Below are 17189 nucleotides of genomic sequence, written 5' to 3'. Positions count from 1 at the left end.
ATATTTAAAAAAACACTTTACCTCTTCAGGTGATAGGCAAAGTGGGTTTGCTTAAAGGCTTTAATGAAATATTCTCTGTATTCCTTTTCATCCATATTAAAATGATGGGTAAACTCATCTTCAAATATAACATAGTTTAATACAGGTAAAGTACCAGTGAAAAATTCTGCCACAAGTATTTCCTTAATATTACCGGGAGATTTTATCCCTTTCTCAAGCAAAGACTGCCTCACCTCTTCAATTTCAGCACTTATTAGCATTTCACCGATTTTGATTATTATTGATTGTTCAGATACTGCTTTCATAGATTCTACCATAGCGACACGTAATATATCCTTCTTGGTCAAAATATAATCTAATATACTATTCATTACTATATCAAGATTATCTTCACTAAATATATTAATTCCTATCATATTGTTTTTTATTAAATTTTTAAAATCATCAATTAGAATTGTAAATAATGTTTCAAGAATATCTTCTTTACTGTTAAAATAGTAATATATAAGGGCTTTATTTACCCCGGCTTCACTGGCAATTTCACTTACCCGGGCACCATCAAAGCCTTTTTCAGCAAAGAGTTTCTCTGCTACATTTAAAATTTTTTGTTTTGACTCAACTGCATTTCCCATAATTTTTTACTCCTTACGTTTTTAACTAACCGGTTAAATAAATAATATTACAAGATAGATTATTTGTCAAGAGATTTTTTTAATTCCTTGCTCAAATTAAACCTTAAAGCCCTTTTACTTCCATGTATTTCAAATCTCAAGTTGTCCTCCGTGCCAGTAGCTAAACGCCAGGCTTCAATTGTTCCCATTGCTCCATCTTTCATCCTGACCATTCCTATGGTAATATCATCTACTTTAACCTCTCCCTTTTCTGTACTGCTTTTCTTTAAAACCCCTTCCACCTGTGCAATTGTATATCCCATTATTAAAACCCCCTAACTGTTTATCATAATGATATCATATAACTTAGAGTATACTCTAAGTCAATAGTTTATATAAATAAATTACACTGGGCCTTCTTTTTAAGTACTGCCCTGCTCTCTCTGCCCTGGTATTTATTCCAGGGCCTTATTCTTTTATATAGCAAATCAAAGAAAGGGTGAATATTATGACTAAAGAAAAGAGTACATGGAAGGTTAAAAAAGGATTAGCCGAGATGTTAAGAATAAAAAAAGTTTTACTTAGAATTTCTTAATTCTGACTCCTGACTTCTGACTACCCGAGCAGAAACAATATGATTTAAAATAATTTAATATGAGGGGTCTCCAATAATTGGGAACATCCTATAAATAGACATTATTCATTAACTCTGCAAATTCATTAATTTTTTTCTCTGAAATATTTGATACGTCTTTTTCTACTTTGGAGACTTTCTTAACAATCAGCCTTTCCAAAAAATTCATCTTTTTAAAGATAAATTCTCCACCAAAAACTCCTCTAGCAGTTGCCTTAGCATATAACTCTACAGGAAAAGAATCCTTTAACTCTTTCTCGGCGGTTTCTCCCTCTCCCATACCACAGATAAAGAGTCCTACCTCTTTTTCTTTTAATTGATTCAGTTTTGTTGAACTAAACTCTCTTACTACTTTTTGAATTTTACCCATGTAGATTGAACCACCGATAATCACTTTATCATATTTTGAGATATCTATATTTTTTATTTCTTTAAGATTATATAAATCAACCTCTCCAGTAAGTTTTTCTGATAAAATTGATGCACATTTTTCAACACAACCATATTTGGTAGCATAAGCTATTAAAGTATTCATTTTTATTTCACCCTCTTTAATGCATTTTCAATGGATTTCAAATAAGCCTTAGAAGTAACTGGCGCCCCTGTAATAACATCAAATTAATAATACCAGTAGTTAACCACCTAATAAATAATTTATTTCAACTCCTATTAACTTCAATATTTCTTTTTTAGAATTTGAACTTCTTCCTTTTATAAAAAATAATAAGATACCATGGAGAGAACTCTCAATTAAGTTTTCGATAATAGTAACCCTGTTTTCTGGAATTATGCCAGCTATAGCACGTTCTTTTTAAGATCTTCCGTAATAATAGAGGTTATCTCTGAATCAGCAACTCTCTCCTCTAATTTCTCCAAGATATCACCTAAATCTTCAAGAAATATCAACTGAAATACATTAGAATTTTCAATAAAATATTCACAATAAGCCTGCAATATTTAATAATTTTTTCTTTTATTCCAATGTTTTTTATCTCTTCTTTTAATACTTCATTCTTACATTAATATCATTCTTCACTTCCGTGCCGTAATGATTTTTTATTTCTTTCAAAAATTCCTGAAACCCCTTCCATATTTGAAATTATTACTAATTGTTTATGCATCTTTGAAAACTCCTTTCTTAATAAGAATTATAGAATAGTCCTTTAATTAAAATCCCATTATTTCTCTTATTTTATCAGAATCATTTCTGCTTCTAAGCATTTCTAAAAGCTTAAAGGCTACTTCTACTGCAGTCGATGGACACCAGGAGGTTATAATATTATCTTCAACTATAACAGGTTCATTTTCAACTTTAACCCTAAATTCTTCTAGTTGTTTTTGTCTTCTCCCGCCCATCAAATGATAAGTAGTACCTCTTTTCCCTTTTAAAATCCCACTTTTACCAATAGGAAGCGCTCCAACACATATTGAAGCTATAGGCTTATCCTGATTCTTGAATTCTCTTATTAAATTTAAAAACTTTTCATTATATGCTTCTTCGTAAAAACCATAATCTGCAAAACCCCCCGGTATTGCTAGAGCATTGTAATCATCTGTTTTAACTTCTTCTATTAACAAATCCACTCTTATAGGAATATTAAATGTGCTTTTAATTTCCTTAGAAAAGCCACAAGTAACAATATTAATGTTACCATTATTATAATGCCTATCCCAACCAAAGACATCTATAAATGCACTTAATTCAATCATTTCTGCTCCATTAGCAAGAAATAACAATACCTTCATATATAATCTCCTTTCAACGTTCACTCAAATATACTTTATTTTCTTATTCATTATATACCTTAAAACATATAATAATTGCCTAATTTTGTACATTACTATATTCTACAACCCCAAGCAATAATCCTTTTTAACTCATATTAAAAACTTTATGATTATATTCCAGACTTTATTAATTAATATTCCTGGTCTTTACAACATTGTCATTCCGTAAAGCTGGTGATATATAAACTAGTAAAATGAAAAACATGAAACCAGCACTAATTATAAAAGCCCATCTTATATTTAAATTTGCAACAATTATTCCCATGAAAATCACAGGAAAAAGCTCTCCTATGGAACCTGCTAAATTAATAAAACTTTTATTACTGGAATAAATAGCCTTACTATTAGCAGCCCCAATAGTCCCACTTATCGCCTCACTTTGATCACAGGTCATAGTAAAATCCCTGCTTTCATTGAAGATTCCACCCTGACTGGGTTCATGGATATAAATATTCTCTATATTATCTAGCTCTAAATATTTATCATCACCCATATAGACAATGAATAACTTTACTCCTCTCTTTTGCGCTAGCAGTAAGCTATCTTTTATCAAGGGAAAATCTTCTGCCCATAGGTCAAGTAATATTTTCTCCCTGTCAATACCTTTTTCTAATAATCATCATCCATTTGGTTAATGCTATTAAAAGCATTATTTGGGAGGTAATAAGTTTTATATGCAAAAGGCAAAAAAAGAAAGATTAAGGCTACAGTATGATGCTAAAATATTGTTAATTATAGCTGCTCTCTTTACAATAGCAATCGGTTTATCGAATACTTTTGTTAATGTGTTTATCTGGAGAATAAAAAAAGACTTTGCTGCTATTGGTGTTTTTAATTTATTTATTCATATTGCTACCCCACTAACCTTTATTTTGGCAGGTTTTATATCAAAAAAACATGATGGCACTATTGCTATAAGAACCGGTGTAATAATACATACCATTTATTTTTTAACCATTCTCCTTTTTAAAGAAAAAGCAGCAGAATATTTAATCCCCCTGGGAATTTTTCTGGGAATAGCAGCTGGTTTCTACTGGTTAGGTTTTCATGTTCTTTCCTTTGATTTAACAAATGATATGAACCGGGATACTTTTTATTCCTATAATGGTCTAATTAACGCTCTTGCTGGTATGTTTGCCCCTTTAACAGCGGGAATTATTATCAGTAGTATGGTCCAGTTAAGAGGATATTATCTAATCTTTGGTTTATCCTTTACTATTTTTCTGGTGATAATCTATATAAGTTTTTTACTACATACCCATAAAACAAGTAACAAATTTAGACTTATTGATGCTATTAAAACCAGTAGTTCCAGTTATAATTCTATAATTATTGGCACTTTCTTTTTCGGGATTAGAAATGGAGTTATTATGTTTCTAATAAACCTTCTTATATTTATCACATTACAAAGTGAGTTGAGTATTGGTAAAATAACTCTGCTTGGTGCTTTAATTTTAGCTATATCTTTTCAAATAACAGAAAAGGTAATGAAACCTGTTAGAAGGAAATTATTTATCTGGCTGGGAACTATCATGATGTTCATTTCAGTAGCTGTCCTTATTTTTGAAATAAACCTGCAAACCCTAATTATTTTTACTGTAATTAATTCGCTTTTTTATCCTTTCTTTATAGTGCCTTTTAGCGCAGCAGGTTACAATCTGATAGATAGTTCAAATAAGTCAGCAGAACGGATTGAATATATAATCTATAAAGAACTGGCTCTAAATGTGGGGAGAATTATCGGGATTATTGTTTTTGTTTTTTTTGTCAACAATAAAACCAGCTTATCCAGTCTAAAATATCTCCTAGTAATTATTGGTAGTGTCCAGCTAGCAGTTCCCTTGTTAATTAAATCTATTAATAAAGATGGGCAAGTAATATAATAGTGACCAGTACTATTCACTCTTTATTTCCATAGGGACATATATATAGACACATACCACAAACAGATACCGTTTCTTTCTCCTTCATTGATTCAAAGTATTTTTCACATTTGCGGGCATTATATCTTAACGCACGTGGTTCATCTTCCTTAAATAATCTATTGGTAAAAGCTTTGACTGGACATATAGTTACACATTTATTACAAGCACCACATTTTTCCTCCATTGGTTTCCCAGTAGGTATTAAAGGTGCATTTGTTAAGATAGATATCCATCTTACTCTAGGTCCATGGTCTGGAGTGACAAGCAAACAGCTTTTTCCTATCCAACCTAAACCAGCTAAGTGGGCACCTAATTTATGTGAAAAAGATGCACAAATTTTTTCATCATCATACCTTTCTGATGCCGGAATAGGTAATACATTATACCCTTTTTCCTGTATAAAGCTGCTTATCACTGAAGCTGTTATATCTAACCTCTGGTTTATAATATCATAAGCATGATGTTCATAATTAACCGCAACATCTCTTCTTGAACGGTTTGGTAGCTGATCTACAATATCATTAATTAAAGCTATACCTAATGATATAGCATATGGATATTTTGCAATATCAGCTCCACCTTGTTCCAGAATAGTGTCATAGGCGTAAGATAAATCAGCAACACCGAAATATGATATTCCATATTGTTTGGCTAATTTATTAATACTTTCATTTAATGACACATAATTCACCACCTTGATAAAGAATTTATATTTTACTTGCAAAAAATACCTTTTTTATTTAGTTCTACTTTTTTAAATATTAGCATAATCAAAAATTCTTCTAGAGCTGATATTATAGAAGTAATTGTTGTTACTAATATTAGTATATTGGAATTGAGTAAAAATATATATATTGGAATACAATAAATCATTAATCCAGTTATTTTATTTGCTACAGTATGTATAAAAACAATATTTTTATACTTAACTATCCCGATAATAATAGTACTTATTCTAATTGTTATTGTAATAATAATTAACCATTTATATTCTATCAGAATGTTTCTAAACCAGACGAAAAAAATTATTAATAAAACAGTATAGAAAGCAATGTCAGCTATTGAATCTAGTTTAGCACCTAGTTTAGTTTCTATATTATATTTCCTGGCGATAAAGCCATCTAATACATCTGTTAATCCAGATAAAAGATATATTAGAATAAAAATGGTTTTATACGGAAAAGAGACTATTAATAATCCTGAGAATAATATTCTAAATATAGATAATGTATTTGGAATGATTTTAATCATACTCTTTTCCTTTCAAGTATTATTTATCCCATGGTATTTTTGTCTTTGGAAAAAGATTCTAAAGTCTGGTATCCATACTTTAAAGCAACATCTATTTACATTAAATTCATTTCAAAAGATGAGTTTTTTTGATATAATATTGAATATCTGTTAAACATGTTGTTTAATGCTTGGTACTTTCAAGAGATGAAATTTAAAGGAGTGAAAACATGAAGAAAATTATTGGATTTGATATAGATGGGGTAATTACAGACGAAGAACATGAAAATGACAATATATGGCATGATGCTATCTGTAATTTTCTTGGTTATGATATTGTTAGAAAAAGTGATTCTTATTTATTCGATCAAGCATATGATATTTCAAGTGATGTAATAAATAAGTTTCTAGATAAAAATTTAACAGATATATACAGTCAGGTTAAACCAGTACCATTAGCCCGGGAAACAATAAGAAAATTATATAATTATAACTTTGAAGTGAATTTAATTACTGCCCGGGATCAAGGATTTAAAGGTTTAACTACAAAATGGTTAAAAAAACATCAAATACCCTTTACAAAGCTGATACATAATGGTGATAAAGTACCTCATGCCCTGGCCGCTGGAATAGAATTGTTTGTAGAAGATAATGCAGAAAACGCCAGGGCCTTTGCCAGGAATAATATACCAGTTATACTTATTAATAAATACCATAATAAATTTTTAGAGACTAAAGGTAAAAGTATTTATAGGGTTGACAACTGGCAGGGGGTCTGTCAGATCATCAATGATTTCTTTAAAATAAATTTTTTATAGTTTTAATTGAAGGGAGAACCACCAATAAACTCTTTGATAATAGAGGTATCAGGAATATCACCTTCAGGGATTGTTTTAAAGCATTTTAGAATACCAAGTAATCTCCTGGCTTGGTAATAACTCTTATCATCTGCTGTGATCTCTTCCAGTAGTGGTTTAGCATATTTCTTTAAAACTGGTAGTTCATAAACCAAAGCAGAATTAAACATCAGGTCTGCATTTTCCTGATAAGGAAAAATATTCCTTTCTTCTCCTCTCCTTACACCAGGCCACCAGTTTATTGTCATAGCTGCTGTCTGGTTGCGGAATTTGTGATCTCTTACTATTCTCCTTATAATCCTTGTATCAGTGGTAGGTATTCTGTTATGCTGGTCTATATTTAGTTGTGTCAGGGCACTGATATATATCTTGTATTTAACATCCTGTGGAATAAACTCTGTTAAGCTATCATTTAGACTATGAATACCTTCAATTATAATAGGTTGTCTTTCCTCTATCTTCATTTTTTTACCACTGGATTCGCGTCTACCTGTTGTAAAATTATAAATAGGTAGTTCTACTTCTTTACCCTGGATAAGTTCAAGCAATTGTTTATTAAATAATTCAAGGTCAATTGCTTCAATAGACTCAAAATCATAATTTCCATTCTCATCTTTTGGGGTGTCTTCACGGTTAATAAAATAATCATCAGTTGAAATTGCCACAGGTTTTAAACCATTAACCCGTAGATGGATCGCTAACCTCTGGGCAAAGGTAGTTTTTCCAGAAGAGGATGGTCCTGCAATTAAGATTACACGCTTTTGTTCAATATCCTGGCTTATCTGGTCAGCTATATTGGCAATTTTCTTTTCATGTAATGCCTCACTTACCCTTATTAAATCACCATATTTTTTTTCCTCTATTACTTTATTTAAATCACTAACATTTTGTACCCCTATTATTTGACCCCATTTTTCATATTCATGAAAAATATTGGCTAATTTAGGCTGTTCTATAAAATCAGGTACATGTAAAGGATTACCCCGCTGTGGATACAAAAGAATAAACCCAGGAAGTCTATAATGCAGTTCAAAGCGGTCTAAATATCCTGTATGTGGAATCATATTGTAGAAAAAATAATTATAATAACCATCTAATTCGTAAATATTAGAGCCAACAGTATCCATCTGTTTTATTAACTCTACCCTTTCACTAAATCCCTGTTTAAGAAACACATTAATTAATTCATCTTTCTTAAAATATACTTTTTTAATAGGTATTTTTCTTTTTATTAATTCTTTCATTCCCTTCTGTATCTTAGAGAGACTCTTTTGAGTAAGGGGGCTATCCTTATGGAGTTCACAATATATCCCATTACTTAAGGAGTGTTCAATTGACAGGATTCCTTCAGGGAACAAATCATAGATAGCCTTGGCCATGACCAGAAAAAGACTTCTTCGGTATATTCTATTCCCAATCTCATCATTAATGGTCAAAAATTCAAGAGAACAATTTTTTTCTAATCTGTTGTTTAAATTATAAAGTTCATTATCAACAACAGCAGCAACAATAATCTTATTATCAGGGTATAGTTTTTTTACTATATCTTCTATAATAATACCTTCTTTAAATTCATGGATCTGTCCATCTATATTGATACTAATCATCCTAAATCCTCCTCTTTATCCTATTAATTGCTTTTTTTAATTCATTTCTAACATCCTTATCTTTTTCTTCTAAAAGCCTGTTATTCAGAGTTTTAATATATTCTTTGCTGGCAATTTTGCCCACTGCCCAGGCAGTATAGAACCTGATTATTGGTGAAGGGTCATCTATTTTTTGGATTAAATCTGAGAGATAACATCTGTCACCATTATTAGCTATATTAATAATTGCGTTTCTTTTAAGTATTCTTGGTCCCCGCCAGTATAGGGCAGAATTAGTCCACAAGTCTCTTTCAGCTAAATTATCTATTCTTAAAATCTCTGAAAGCTCCGCCTTTAATAATGGGGTAAATTCTTCATGAAGGTCAGTAGGAACATTTTTATTATAAGGACAAAAATCCTGACAATTATCACATCCCCAGAGGTGATTATTAATTACTTCCCTTTCTTCTTCGGGAATAATACCCTTCTTCTGTGTTAAATAACTTATACATCTATCAGCCTTAAGGTGATATGCTTCCATTAAAGCAGATGAAGGACAATTTTTTATACATAGATTACAATCACAGCATTGATTATTTAGGGGTTGATTATGCTCCAACTCAAGATTAGTTAATATTTCACCTAAAAATAAATATGAACCATAAACAGGGTTAATTAAATTGTTATTTTTACCGATCCAACCTAGTCCAGCTCTGCTGGCAATCATTCTATCCAGTAGTGGTCCTGTGTCACTATATGCTAGCATATCTACTCCTGGAACAATTTCCCTGATAAAACCCATTAGTTTTTCTAATTTGTTTTTCATAACATGATGGTAGTCCCTGCCCCTGGCATAGATTGAAATATAACAATCACCATTATATTTTTGTGAACTGGCATATGATAAGGCAACAGCAATTATAGACCTGGCTGAAGGCAAGTGTAATCTAGGTTTAGTCAGTAATTCAATGTCATTCTTAATAAAACTGGATAATTTTCTATTATTTAATCTTTTAGCAGTATCCTCAAAGGGTTCTGCAGAGGTTATACCAACAAGGTCAAAGCCAATATTAATTGCCTTTTTTTTAATTATCTTTGCTAGATTTGGCATAATATCAACCCTCTCCCCTGCTAAAATCCACAATTAAAAACATCAAAGTAAACCTGTAAACCCCTCTAATAATATTTCTCTGATGGTATCTTCTAATACACTAAGCCCAGACCTTGAAGCCTGGGCTTTTAAATATTTTATCTATTTATCTTTATCCTTAGAAGACTTTACTGCCTTATTAACAGTAATATAAAGACCACCATAAAGAACAACAACACCAAAAATCAACATAATTATTGCAGATGGTGTCATACTATCTTATCCCTCCTCAATTAATAATTACTGGTTTCTGCATTAAGACTATCTATTTCCCTACTTCTTATATTAGCAAAGACAACAGAAATTATTAGCATAACAATTAATAAACCCCAGCCACCTAACCATTGATAGATATTATCATATCCTCCATATGGTTCTTTGCCAAAGGTGTTTACATAGAATTTACTTGCTACCAGGTAAAGAAGGACAGCAGGTGTAAGTATTTTTACCATAAAATCCCACCATGGACCAACTTGATATTCAGAAATAGGATTGAAGTAATCACGAAGTTTTGTGGGACTAAAGAACCAGCCGATAGCTATACATTCCAATAATCCCCCTAATAATAAGGCATAGTTATTCATATAATAGTCCACTATATCAAGCCAGTACAAACCAGCCTTACTTGCAAAAATCAGGCTAAATAGGCCCATTACTATTATTGTCCAGAGAGTAATTTTTCTTTTATTTAACTGGAGCTTATCGGTAAAGGCAGTAACATTTGCTTCTACCAGTGAAAAGGCTGAATCAATTCCCAGGGTTAATAATGTTAAGAAAAAGATCAGACCAAAGATGGTAGCAACAATTGGCCCCCCTGGTAACATATTTATTGCATTAGGATAAACAACAAAAGCCAGACCGACTCCACTGGCTGCAACTTCAGAGATAGGAACACCCTGGGTCTGTGCCATATAACCAAGTGTTCCAAAAATACCAAAACCAGCTAGAAAACTCACCCCAGAATTGGCGAATACTGTTATTAAGGCATTATTAACAATATCCGAATCTTTAGGCATATAACTGGAATAGGCTATCATAATTCCCATACCTATACTGAGGGTAAAGAATATCTGTGAGTAAGCAGCAATCCACACCTGTGGGTCCAGAAGTTTACTAAAATCAGGTTGTAAGTAATAATTCAAACCCTGTACAGCACCAGGAAGTGTTACAGCCCTTAACATTAGAATTATTAATAAGGCAATCGGCAGAGTTACTGTAACCCAGACAACCTTACCTACACTTTCAGTACCTTTCCTTAAGATTAAATAAATAGCAATCCAGGTAATTATAACACCGATCAGGACCGGTATACTAAAACCACCCAGTTCACCAGGGCCTGAACTAAGTTGGAGTACATTATTATAGAAATACCCCCCGGCATCATTACCCCAGGCAACAGTAAATGAACCCCAGATATAATCCCAGATCCAGGCCATAACACCAGCATAATAAATTACAATAAAAAAGGCAGTTAATGTTGTCCACCAGCCGATAATCGAAAATTTCTTCCGTATTTTACCCAGTGCTTCCGGGGCTCCCAGTTGGTATTTTTGACCCAATGAAAACTCCATAATAAGCAGTGGAATACCTGCAGTCAGTAAGGCAACAAAGTATGGGATTAAAAAAGCCCCTCCACCATATTTATAAACAATATACGGAAAACGCCATGCATTACCTAACCCAGCAGCAGAACCAACAGCAGCAAGAATAAATGCCGCCCTATTCCCCCAACGATCTCTTTTCATGCTCGATTTCTCCCTCCTTAAAAATTATACACATTACAAAAATACTATAAAAGCCTGTACCTACTGACTACTCGCTTAATCACCCCCAATTTACTATGGAATTTCCCAGCTGATTTAATAAATTAAAATATTCGAAGAAGAACCTTATTTCCTCAAATATTGGCTGAGCTTACTTGGCTCAGGGTAGTGATATTATATATTATTATATATATTTTTCAAATCTATTGCAAGTTATGAGAACAAAGCCTAGGTATATTAATGTTCAACAATTGATCTAACAGCCTTTTCTTCCCTGAAAAGGCTATCATAAAACCCAATTACATAATCTAATTCAATATCATTAATAATATCTAATAAGTCTAAATAGTTAATACCTTTAAATATATAATTAATAAACTCTGAAGCTGTCCTGGCAAAGGAATTAAAACTCTTTATATAATTACCCAGGTTCTTTTTATAAATAGTCTGATAGTCCTTGATAGTAATTTTATTTAAACTATCTGGTAAATCTTTAATTATTCGCTGGTATAATTTATCCGGGTCTTTGCTTTTACCGCCCATTAAGGCATAACCATAACCTTTTTCTAAAACATAGTATTGGTGAAAATGATTATCTACTAAACCCTCATTATAAAGGGATTGATACAACTTTGTTCCTTTACCAATTAACAGGTCAATTAAAATATTAACCGCTAATTCCTGTTTAACTAATTCATAGCCGTTATCAGGAATTTTTACTTCTTTAAAACCAAGATTAAAGAGGGGTTCTGATACATCCATTTCCTTTTTAATTATTTCTTGATTAATGCTGGCATTTTCAACAGGAAAAACCTTTTTAACCCTCTTTATTTCTCCAATAATTTTCTCTGACTGATTATCCACTATTAATTTAAGTGTTTTATTAAGATCAAAATCCCCCAGAAGAAAAAGCACCATGTTCTCTGGTCTATAAAAACTGTTATAACAAAGATAAAGTCTGTCCTTATCAATCTTATTAATACTTTCAATACTACCTGCAATATTCTTTCTAAGGGGGTGATTATTATACAAGCCCTGTAGGAGATTTAAATAAACCTGATATTCCGGGTCATCCTCATACATTAATATCTCCTGAGCAATAATACCCTTTTCTTTTTCAACATTCTCATCAGTAAAATAGGGTTTTTGAACAAAATCAAGGAGATTGAGTAGTGAGGTTGCGAAATTATCAGTAGAACTAAAGAGATAGGCAGTAGTTGTATAATTTGTATAGGCATTGGCTGAGGCACCAGTACTGGCAAATTTGGCAAAACTATCCCCATCTTCATTTTCAAATAATTTATGTTCTAAAAAATGAGCTATACCATCAGGCAACTTCATTTCCCCTTTATCTTCCAACAGCAGGGTAGTGTCATTGGCACCATAATCACAGGCAAAAATAGCATACTGTTTATTGAAATTTTTCCTGGGCATTAGATATACATTAAGACCATTATCCAGTACTTCATGGTAAAGACATTCATTAATTATTTTATTCTCCAATTTATTCACTACCGTTCACCTTCCTGTCTGTCAAGGAAATAGATTGTATCTAGTTTGATCTGTTTCGCTATATTAATTACATCTTCCCGTTTGACTGCTGAGATTGAATCAAGGGACTTATCAATTGATTCAGGGTTATTATTAATTAAACCCAGTAAATAATGACCTGCAAGTCCATCTATTCTATCTGCTATATTTTTAAAACGGTTCTGTAAGGACATTTTAGCCCAGTCCAATTCCTGAACAGTAAAATTACCTTTTTTTATCTCCTCTACCTGCTGTAGAATGATTTCTCTGGCCTTTTGATAAACATTAAAATCTATTCCTGAACTTATTAACAATAATCCCTTGGTTGTTTCAAGACCAGAATTAGCAAAATAGGCCAGACTGGACCTTTCCCTTACATTTTGAAAAAGCTTGGAATGTGGGAAGGCTCCGAGAATTCCATTATAAACAATAAGTGGATAATAAGACTTACTTCCTCTGGTAATTCCGGTTCTAAAACCCATAATTAACTTACCCTGTTTTACCTTCATTTTATCTTTGATCTCTTTTACATCACTTACCTGACTGATTAGCTCAGTTTTATTAATCCCTTTAGATTGTTTATGTTTAAAATCAAATACAGTATTTATATCACTAAGAACCCTGTTATCCTCTACATCACCTACTACAAAAAAGAGGATTACACTATTATTAATTATTGAGTTGTAACGCTTAAGTAATTGCTCTTTGGTAATGACTTCCAGATCTTTCTTTTTCCCTAATTTATACAAGCCATAGGTTTCATTAGCACACATCTCCTGATAACATCGTTCTACAGCATAACTATATTTATCATTAATCAAAGCACCTATCTTTCTTTGTAGATTATCCTTTTCCTGTTCAATATACTCCTCTTTCATAGCTGGATTTAAAACCAGTTCATAGAGAAGTTTAAGTCCTTCCCGAAATAATGGTGTTTGCTCAGGCAAAAAATTCTCATTGGGGAGTTCCAGGGAGAAAATCAGCAATTGATTTTCTCCCCTCTTTAAGACAGAAATACTCAGTTCAGCACCATATAATTCATTTAACCTAATTTTAAACTCCCGTGTAGTAGGGTACTTGTTTGAACCTCTGTAGAAAACATAGGGTAACAGGGCATTAGCACTTACTGTTTCAGCAGCTAGTTTTTCGATAATAACCATCTGGATTAGATTAGTCTTAAATTTATTGCTGTTAAAGATATGTAAATCACAACTATTATTTAATTTATAGTGATTAAATGCATTTGTCTTATTCATAACCCACCTTCTTTCCTTGATTATTAGTCTAAAAATTACTATAGTTACATGTTTTCATCTGTCAGATTACTAATCTCATTTAAGCGCTCCAGTAATTCACTAAGTCTTTCTATTTGCTCACCATAATCTGCCCAGTTGCCTTCTTTAAGACTCTGTTGGGCCTCTTGATATACCTCCAGTGCCCTGCTACTTAGTTCCTGTATATCACTGGATATTATTTCAACCATACCTGGTCTTTGACCTTCTATTTCCTCTTTTTCATCTTCAATCTCTTCAACACCAAATATCACATTAAGTGCCTGCCTGAATGTTTCCCTCATAACTACCCTATCTTTATAGGCCACAACCACCCTTTTTAGTTCAGGTAATTCACTGGTTTCGGCTTGCAAATAAACTGGTTCAACATATAGTATGGCTTCACCGATAGGTATTACCAGGAGATTACCCCTGATTACCCTTGAGCCGCGCTGTCCCCATAAGCTCAGTAGTTGAGATATATCGGCATTCTGGTCAATTCGTGATTCAACCTGCATAGGACCATAAACCAGTTTATCTTTAGGAAAACTATAAACCAGTAATTCACCATACTTATCTCCATCTGAACGGGCTGCTATCCAGGCTACCATATTATTTTTATTTATTGGGGTAAAGGGAAGCATCAAGACAAATTCGCTATTTTCATTATCAGGCAATTTCACAATATTATAATAGGGTTCCATCTGAATACTGTTTCCAGCATATTTTTCTGTAGGTATATTCCACCTGTCTTCCTTGTTATAAAAGACAGTAGGGTTTTTCATATGATAGGTACTATATAATTCTGTTTGGATTAAGAATAAATCCTGGGGATATCTTAAATGGGCTCTGATATCATCTGGCATCTGTTCTCCGGAAACAAATAAATCGGGGAAAATCTTCTGATAGGTCACTGCCAGGGGGTCATCTTCATCAATAAGATAGAATTTCATAGAACCATTATAGGTATCAATAACAACCTTGATAGAGTTTCTAATATAGTTACCAATCCGACTTGTTTGTGAATAAGGGAATCTATCAGTTGTAGTATAGGCATCCTGGATCCAAAATAATCTACCCTCACTTACAACAAGATATGGATCAGCATCATAGCTTAAAAATGGAGCAGTTTTTCTTACCCTGGTTTTAATGTTACGGTAGTACATTATACGGCTCTCTGGAGTAATATCTTGATTTAATAATAATTTTATATTACTATAACGAATCGCATACAAAACCTTTTTAAAATAATTATTTAATTGTACACCACCAGTTCCATCATAATCTGTATAGGCATTTTCAGAACCAAGGGGGTAATCAAATTCGCCTTCTTTTGTATTAGCTATTATGTAATCAGAATTGGTTTTTTCACCATAATAAATAGCAGGGTTATCCACCTCTATATCACTAAATGTTTTAGGGGGAATATCTTTGATCAAAAACGTTGGTAGTCCATCACTAGTGACTGTATTTACTGGACTCATGGTAACTCCATAACCATGGGTGTATTTTAATTTTTGATTTATCCAAGTCCTGGCCTGACTTGCTAACCTATTCTGGTCCAGTTCCCTGGCAGCTAACATTACCTGTCTGTACTCACCATCAACCATATATCTATCTATATCTATATTAGGAAATGTATAGTATTGTCTTAATCCCTGTAATTGATTATAGGTTGACAGTAAAGGCCGTGGATCCAACAGACGAATATTATTTACTGTTTCTTCATTATCTGCCAGTATTTCATTTGTTAGATTATCAGTAAGTCTAAATTCCTCTTCTTTAATATCATTAAGACCGTAAGCCTTGAGTGTCATATCAATATTATAACTAATATATTTTCTTTCCCTATCTATCTCATTTGGCTCTACCTGAAATCGTTGAATAAAAGAAGGGTAGAGGGAACCAAAAATAATCGAAGCTATTAACCACAGACCTAGACTCCAGAGTAATACCCGGTAATTTTTTTTGAATAGATTGATTAAGAGGATAATTGCAGTTAAAAAGGCAATAATGGTTAATACCCTTAAACCAAGCATATTGGCATTTACATCAGTATAGCCAGCACCAAAAACAACTCCTCTTGCAGAATATAGCAGATCATACATACGCAGCCGATAGCTAAGGGCTTTCAAAAATAAAAACAAGGTAATTAATACTGTGATATGGGTTTTGGCCCTGCTGCTTAATTTAAATTTTACATCTTTAAATGAATTAATACCTGCAGACAGTGTATAAATTATAGCAATCGTAATCAGAGTTAAGACTGTTAAGACCATCCCCATGTCCTTTAAAAAATTATAAAAAGGGAGTGAAAAAACATAAAAACTGATATCCTGTGAAAAAATTGGATCGACTATCCCAAACTTTGTTTGATTAAAATATTTTAAAACAATTTTCCAAAGCTCCTGATTGATAGAACTGAATAAAAATCCGAGAATTATACTGCTGAGTAAAAATAAATAATTCAAGCGTTTTTTATTTAACCAAGCTATAAAATCATTGTTGCTGCCACGGAAAAGGGATTCTACGTTATCATCCCCTTTAACACTTAAATACTCTAGCAGTAGTTTTTTAGTAAAAGATAGGTTTATATAAAGAAAGATAGTAAATAAAAGTCCTACTATTATTCGCAACCAGAAATTAGTGAAAAACATGGTAATAAAGGTCCGCTGATAATTAAGGTTTTTAAACCATAACCATTCAGTATAAAATTGACTTCCAGAAAAAATAAGTATCATTAAGGCAAATAATGCTAAAATAATTATCGTTAATAAAACTTTAAAGGTTTTACTCATTTTTTATCACTCTCCATGTTTTTTAATCATATATATTATTCCCTAA

Annotated in this window: 16 protein-coding genes; 2 read left to right on the top strand and 14 right to left on the bottom strand. The window is 32.2% G+C overall.

Translation table 11 applies throughout. The annotated features are described in order from the left end of the window. Positions 1-17 precede the first annotated feature (17 nt). The 5 genes from D7D81_RS12630 to D7D81_RS12610 form a co-directional block, all read right to left on the bottom strand. Positions 18-632: a TetR/AcrR family transcriptional regulator gene (locus D7D81_RS12630; protein WP_125990465.1), complete on the bottom strand. Its 615-nt coding sequence runs from the start codon at positions 630-632 to the stop codon at positions 18-20. A gap of 59 nt (positions 633-691) precedes the next feature. Beyond that, positions 692-934, bottom strand: a complete 243-nt coding sequence (locus D7D81_RS12625; protein ID WP_125990464.1) for a Gfo/Idh/MocA family protein — start codon at positions 932-934, stop codon at positions 692-694. A gap of 360 nt (positions 935-1294) precedes the next feature. Next, positions 1295-1780: a flavodoxin domain-containing protein gene (locus D7D81_RS12620; RefSeq protein WP_125990463.1), complete on the bottom strand. Its 486-nt coding sequence runs from the start codon at positions 1778-1780 to the stop codon at positions 1295-1297. Positions 1781-2412: 632 nt separating this feature from the next. Then, the gene (locus tag D7D81_RS12615) at positions 2413-2991 is read right to left on the bottom strand and encodes a DJ-1/PfpI family protein (RefSeq protein ID WP_125990462.1); all 579 of its coding nucleotides are present in this window, start codon (positions 2989-2991) and stop codon (positions 2413-2415) included. Positions 2992-3160: 169 nt separating this feature from the next. Beyond that, a complete protein-coding gene (locus tag D7D81_RS12610; RefSeq protein ID WP_125990461.1) occupies positions 3161-3526 on the bottom strand; it encodes a hypothetical protein in 366 nt (121 codons plus the stop codon). Between the two features lie 181 nt (positions 3527-3707). On the opposite strand from D7D81_RS12610, the gene D7D81_RS12605 reads away from it, so the two are divergent. After that, positions 3708-4916: an MFS transporter gene (locus tag D7D81_RS12605; RefSeq protein WP_125990460.1), complete on the top strand. Its 1209-nt coding sequence runs from the start codon at positions 3708-3710 to the stop codon at positions 4914-4916. A 16-nt stretch (positions 4917-4932) separates the two neighbouring features. On the opposite strand, the gene D7D81_RS12600 is transcribed toward D7D81_RS12605, so the two are convergent. Both D7D81_RS12600 and D7D81_RS12595 read right to left on the bottom strand, forming a co-directional pair. Next, entirely contained in the window at positions 4933-5640 is a 708-nt protein-coding gene (locus D7D81_RS12600; protein WP_205739212.1) for a 4Fe-4S double cluster binding domain-containing protein, read from the bottom strand. A 32-nt stretch (positions 5641-5672) separates the two neighbouring features. After that, positions 5673-6209: a CDP-alcohol phosphatidyltransferase family protein gene (locus D7D81_RS12595; RefSeq protein ID WP_125990459.1), complete on the bottom strand. Its 537-nt coding sequence runs from the start codon at positions 6207-6209 to the stop codon at positions 5673-5675. 209 nt (positions 6210-6418) lie between these two features. On the opposite strand from D7D81_RS12595, the gene D7D81_RS12590 reads away from it, so the two are divergent. Next, entirely contained in the window at positions 6419-7006 is a 588-nt protein-coding gene (locus D7D81_RS12590; RefSeq protein WP_125990458.1) for a 5' nucleotidase, NT5C type, read from the top strand. A 2-nt stretch (positions 7007-7008) separates the two neighbouring features. Here the strand turns inward: D7D81_RS12590 and D7D81_RS12585 are convergent, their stop codons facing one another. The 7 genes from D7D81_RS12585 to D7D81_RS12555 form a co-directional block, all read right to left on the bottom strand. Further along, positions 7009-8649, bottom strand: coding sequence for a nucleoside kinase (locus D7D81_RS12585; protein WP_125992136.1), 1641 nt, complete (start codon positions 8647-8649; stop codon positions 7009-7011). A 4-nt stretch (positions 8650-8653) separates the two neighbouring features. Beyond that, positions 8654-9742 carry a tRNA epoxyqueuosine(34) reductase QueG gene (queG, locus tag D7D81_RS12580; RefSeq protein ID WP_125990457.1) on the bottom strand — a complete coding sequence of 363 codons (1089 nt, stop codon included), beginning with the start codon at positions 9740-9742 and terminating at the stop codon, positions 8654-8656. A 141-nt stretch (positions 9743-9883) separates the two neighbouring features. After that, entirely contained in the window at positions 9884-9994 is a 111-nt protein-coding gene (locus tag D7D81_RS12575) for a MetS family NSS transporter small subunit (RefSeq protein ID WP_125990456.1), read from the bottom strand. A 20-nt stretch (positions 9995-10014) separates the two neighbouring features. Further along, entirely contained in the window at positions 10015-11526 is a 1512-nt protein-coding gene (locus D7D81_RS12570) for a sodium-dependent transporter (RefSeq protein WP_125990455.1), read from the bottom strand. Between the two features lie 255 nt (positions 11527-11781). Then, on the bottom strand, positions 11782-13056 hold the full coding sequence (gene yfmH / locus D7D81_RS12565) for an EF-P 5-aminopentanol modification-associated protein YfmH (RefSeq protein ID WP_125990454.1): 1275 nt from the start codon (positions 13054-13056) through the stop codon (positions 11782-11784). Further along, on the bottom strand, positions 13056-14330 hold the full coding sequence (gene yfmF / locus D7D81_RS12560; RefSeq protein WP_125990453.1) for an EF-P 5-aminopentanol modification-associated protein YfmF: 1275 nt from the start codon (positions 14328-14330) through the stop codon (positions 13056-13058). The genes yfmH and yfmF overlap by 1 nt, the downstream gene beginning before the upstream one ends. 44 nt (positions 14331-14374) lie before the next feature. Beyond that, on the bottom strand, positions 14375-17143 hold the full coding sequence (locus D7D81_RS12555; protein ID WP_125990452.1) for a UPF0182 family membrane protein: 2769 nt from the start codon (positions 17141-17143) through the stop codon (positions 14375-14377). Between the last annotated feature and the right edge of the window lie 46 nt (positions 17144-17189).

Source organism: Halocella sp. SP3-1 (genome assembly GCF_003953885.1).
In the GTDB taxonomy this organism is placed as follows: domain Bacteria; phylum Bacillota; class Halanaerobiia; order Halanaerobiales; family DTU029; genus Iocasia; species Iocasia fonsfrigidae.
The sequence above is the reverse complement of the archived record's forward strand: the minus strand, read 5'-3'. Positions and strand labels throughout refer to the sequence as shown.

Excerpts from the sequence above, each read along its gene's own strand:
- D7D81_RS12595 (WP_125990459.1), bottom strand. The coding sequence starts at position 6,209 with ATGATTAAAATCATTCCAAATACATTATCTATATTTAGAATATTATTC.
- queG (WP_125990457.1), bottom strand. The coding sequence starts at position 9,742 with ATGCCAAATCTAGCAAAGATAATTAAAAAAAAGGCAATTAATATTGGC.
- D7D81_RS12575 (WP_125990456.1), bottom strand. The coding sequence starts at position 9,994 with ATGACACCATCTGCAATAATTATGTTGATTTTTGGTGTTGTTGTTCTT.
- D7D81_RS12620 (WP_125990463.1), bottom strand. The coding sequence starts at position 1,780 with ATGAATACTTTAATAGCTTATGCTACCAAATATGGTTGTGTTGAAAAA.
- D7D81_RS12615 (WP_125990462.1), bottom strand. The coding sequence starts at position 2,991 with ATGAAGGTATTGTTATTTCTTGCTAATGGAGCAGAAATGATTGAATTA.
- D7D81_RS12590 (WP_125990458.1), top strand. The coding sequence starts at position 6,419 with ATGAAGAAAATTATTGGATTTGATATAGATGGGGTAATTACAGACGAA.
- D7D81_RS12625 (WP_125990464.1), bottom strand. The coding sequence starts at position 934 with ATGGGATATACAATTGCACAGGTGGAAGGGGTTTTAAAGAAAAGCAGT.
- D7D81_RS12605 (WP_125990460.1), top strand. The coding sequence starts at position 3,708 with ATGCAAAAGGCAAAAAAAGAAAGATTAAGGCTACAGTATGATGCTAAA.
- D7D81_RS12610 (WP_125990461.1), bottom strand. The coding sequence starts at position 3,526 with ATGGGTGATGATAAATATTTAGAGCTAGATAATATAGAGAATATTTAT.
- D7D81_RS12570 (WP_125990455.1), bottom strand. The coding sequence starts at position 11,526 with ATGAAAAGAGATCGTTGGGGGAATAGGGCGGCATTTATTCTTGCTGCT.
- yfmF (WP_125990453.1), bottom strand. The coding sequence starts at position 14,330 with ATGAATAAGACAAATGCATTTAATCACTATAAATTAAATAATAGTTGT.
- D7D81_RS12555 (WP_125990452.1), bottom strand. The coding sequence starts at position 17,143 with ATGAGTAAAACCTTTAAAGTTTTATTAACGATAATTATTTTAGCATTA.
- D7D81_RS12630 (WP_125990465.1), bottom strand. The coding sequence starts at position 632 with ATGGGAAATGCAGTTGAGTCAAAACAAAAAATTTTAAATGTAGCAGAG.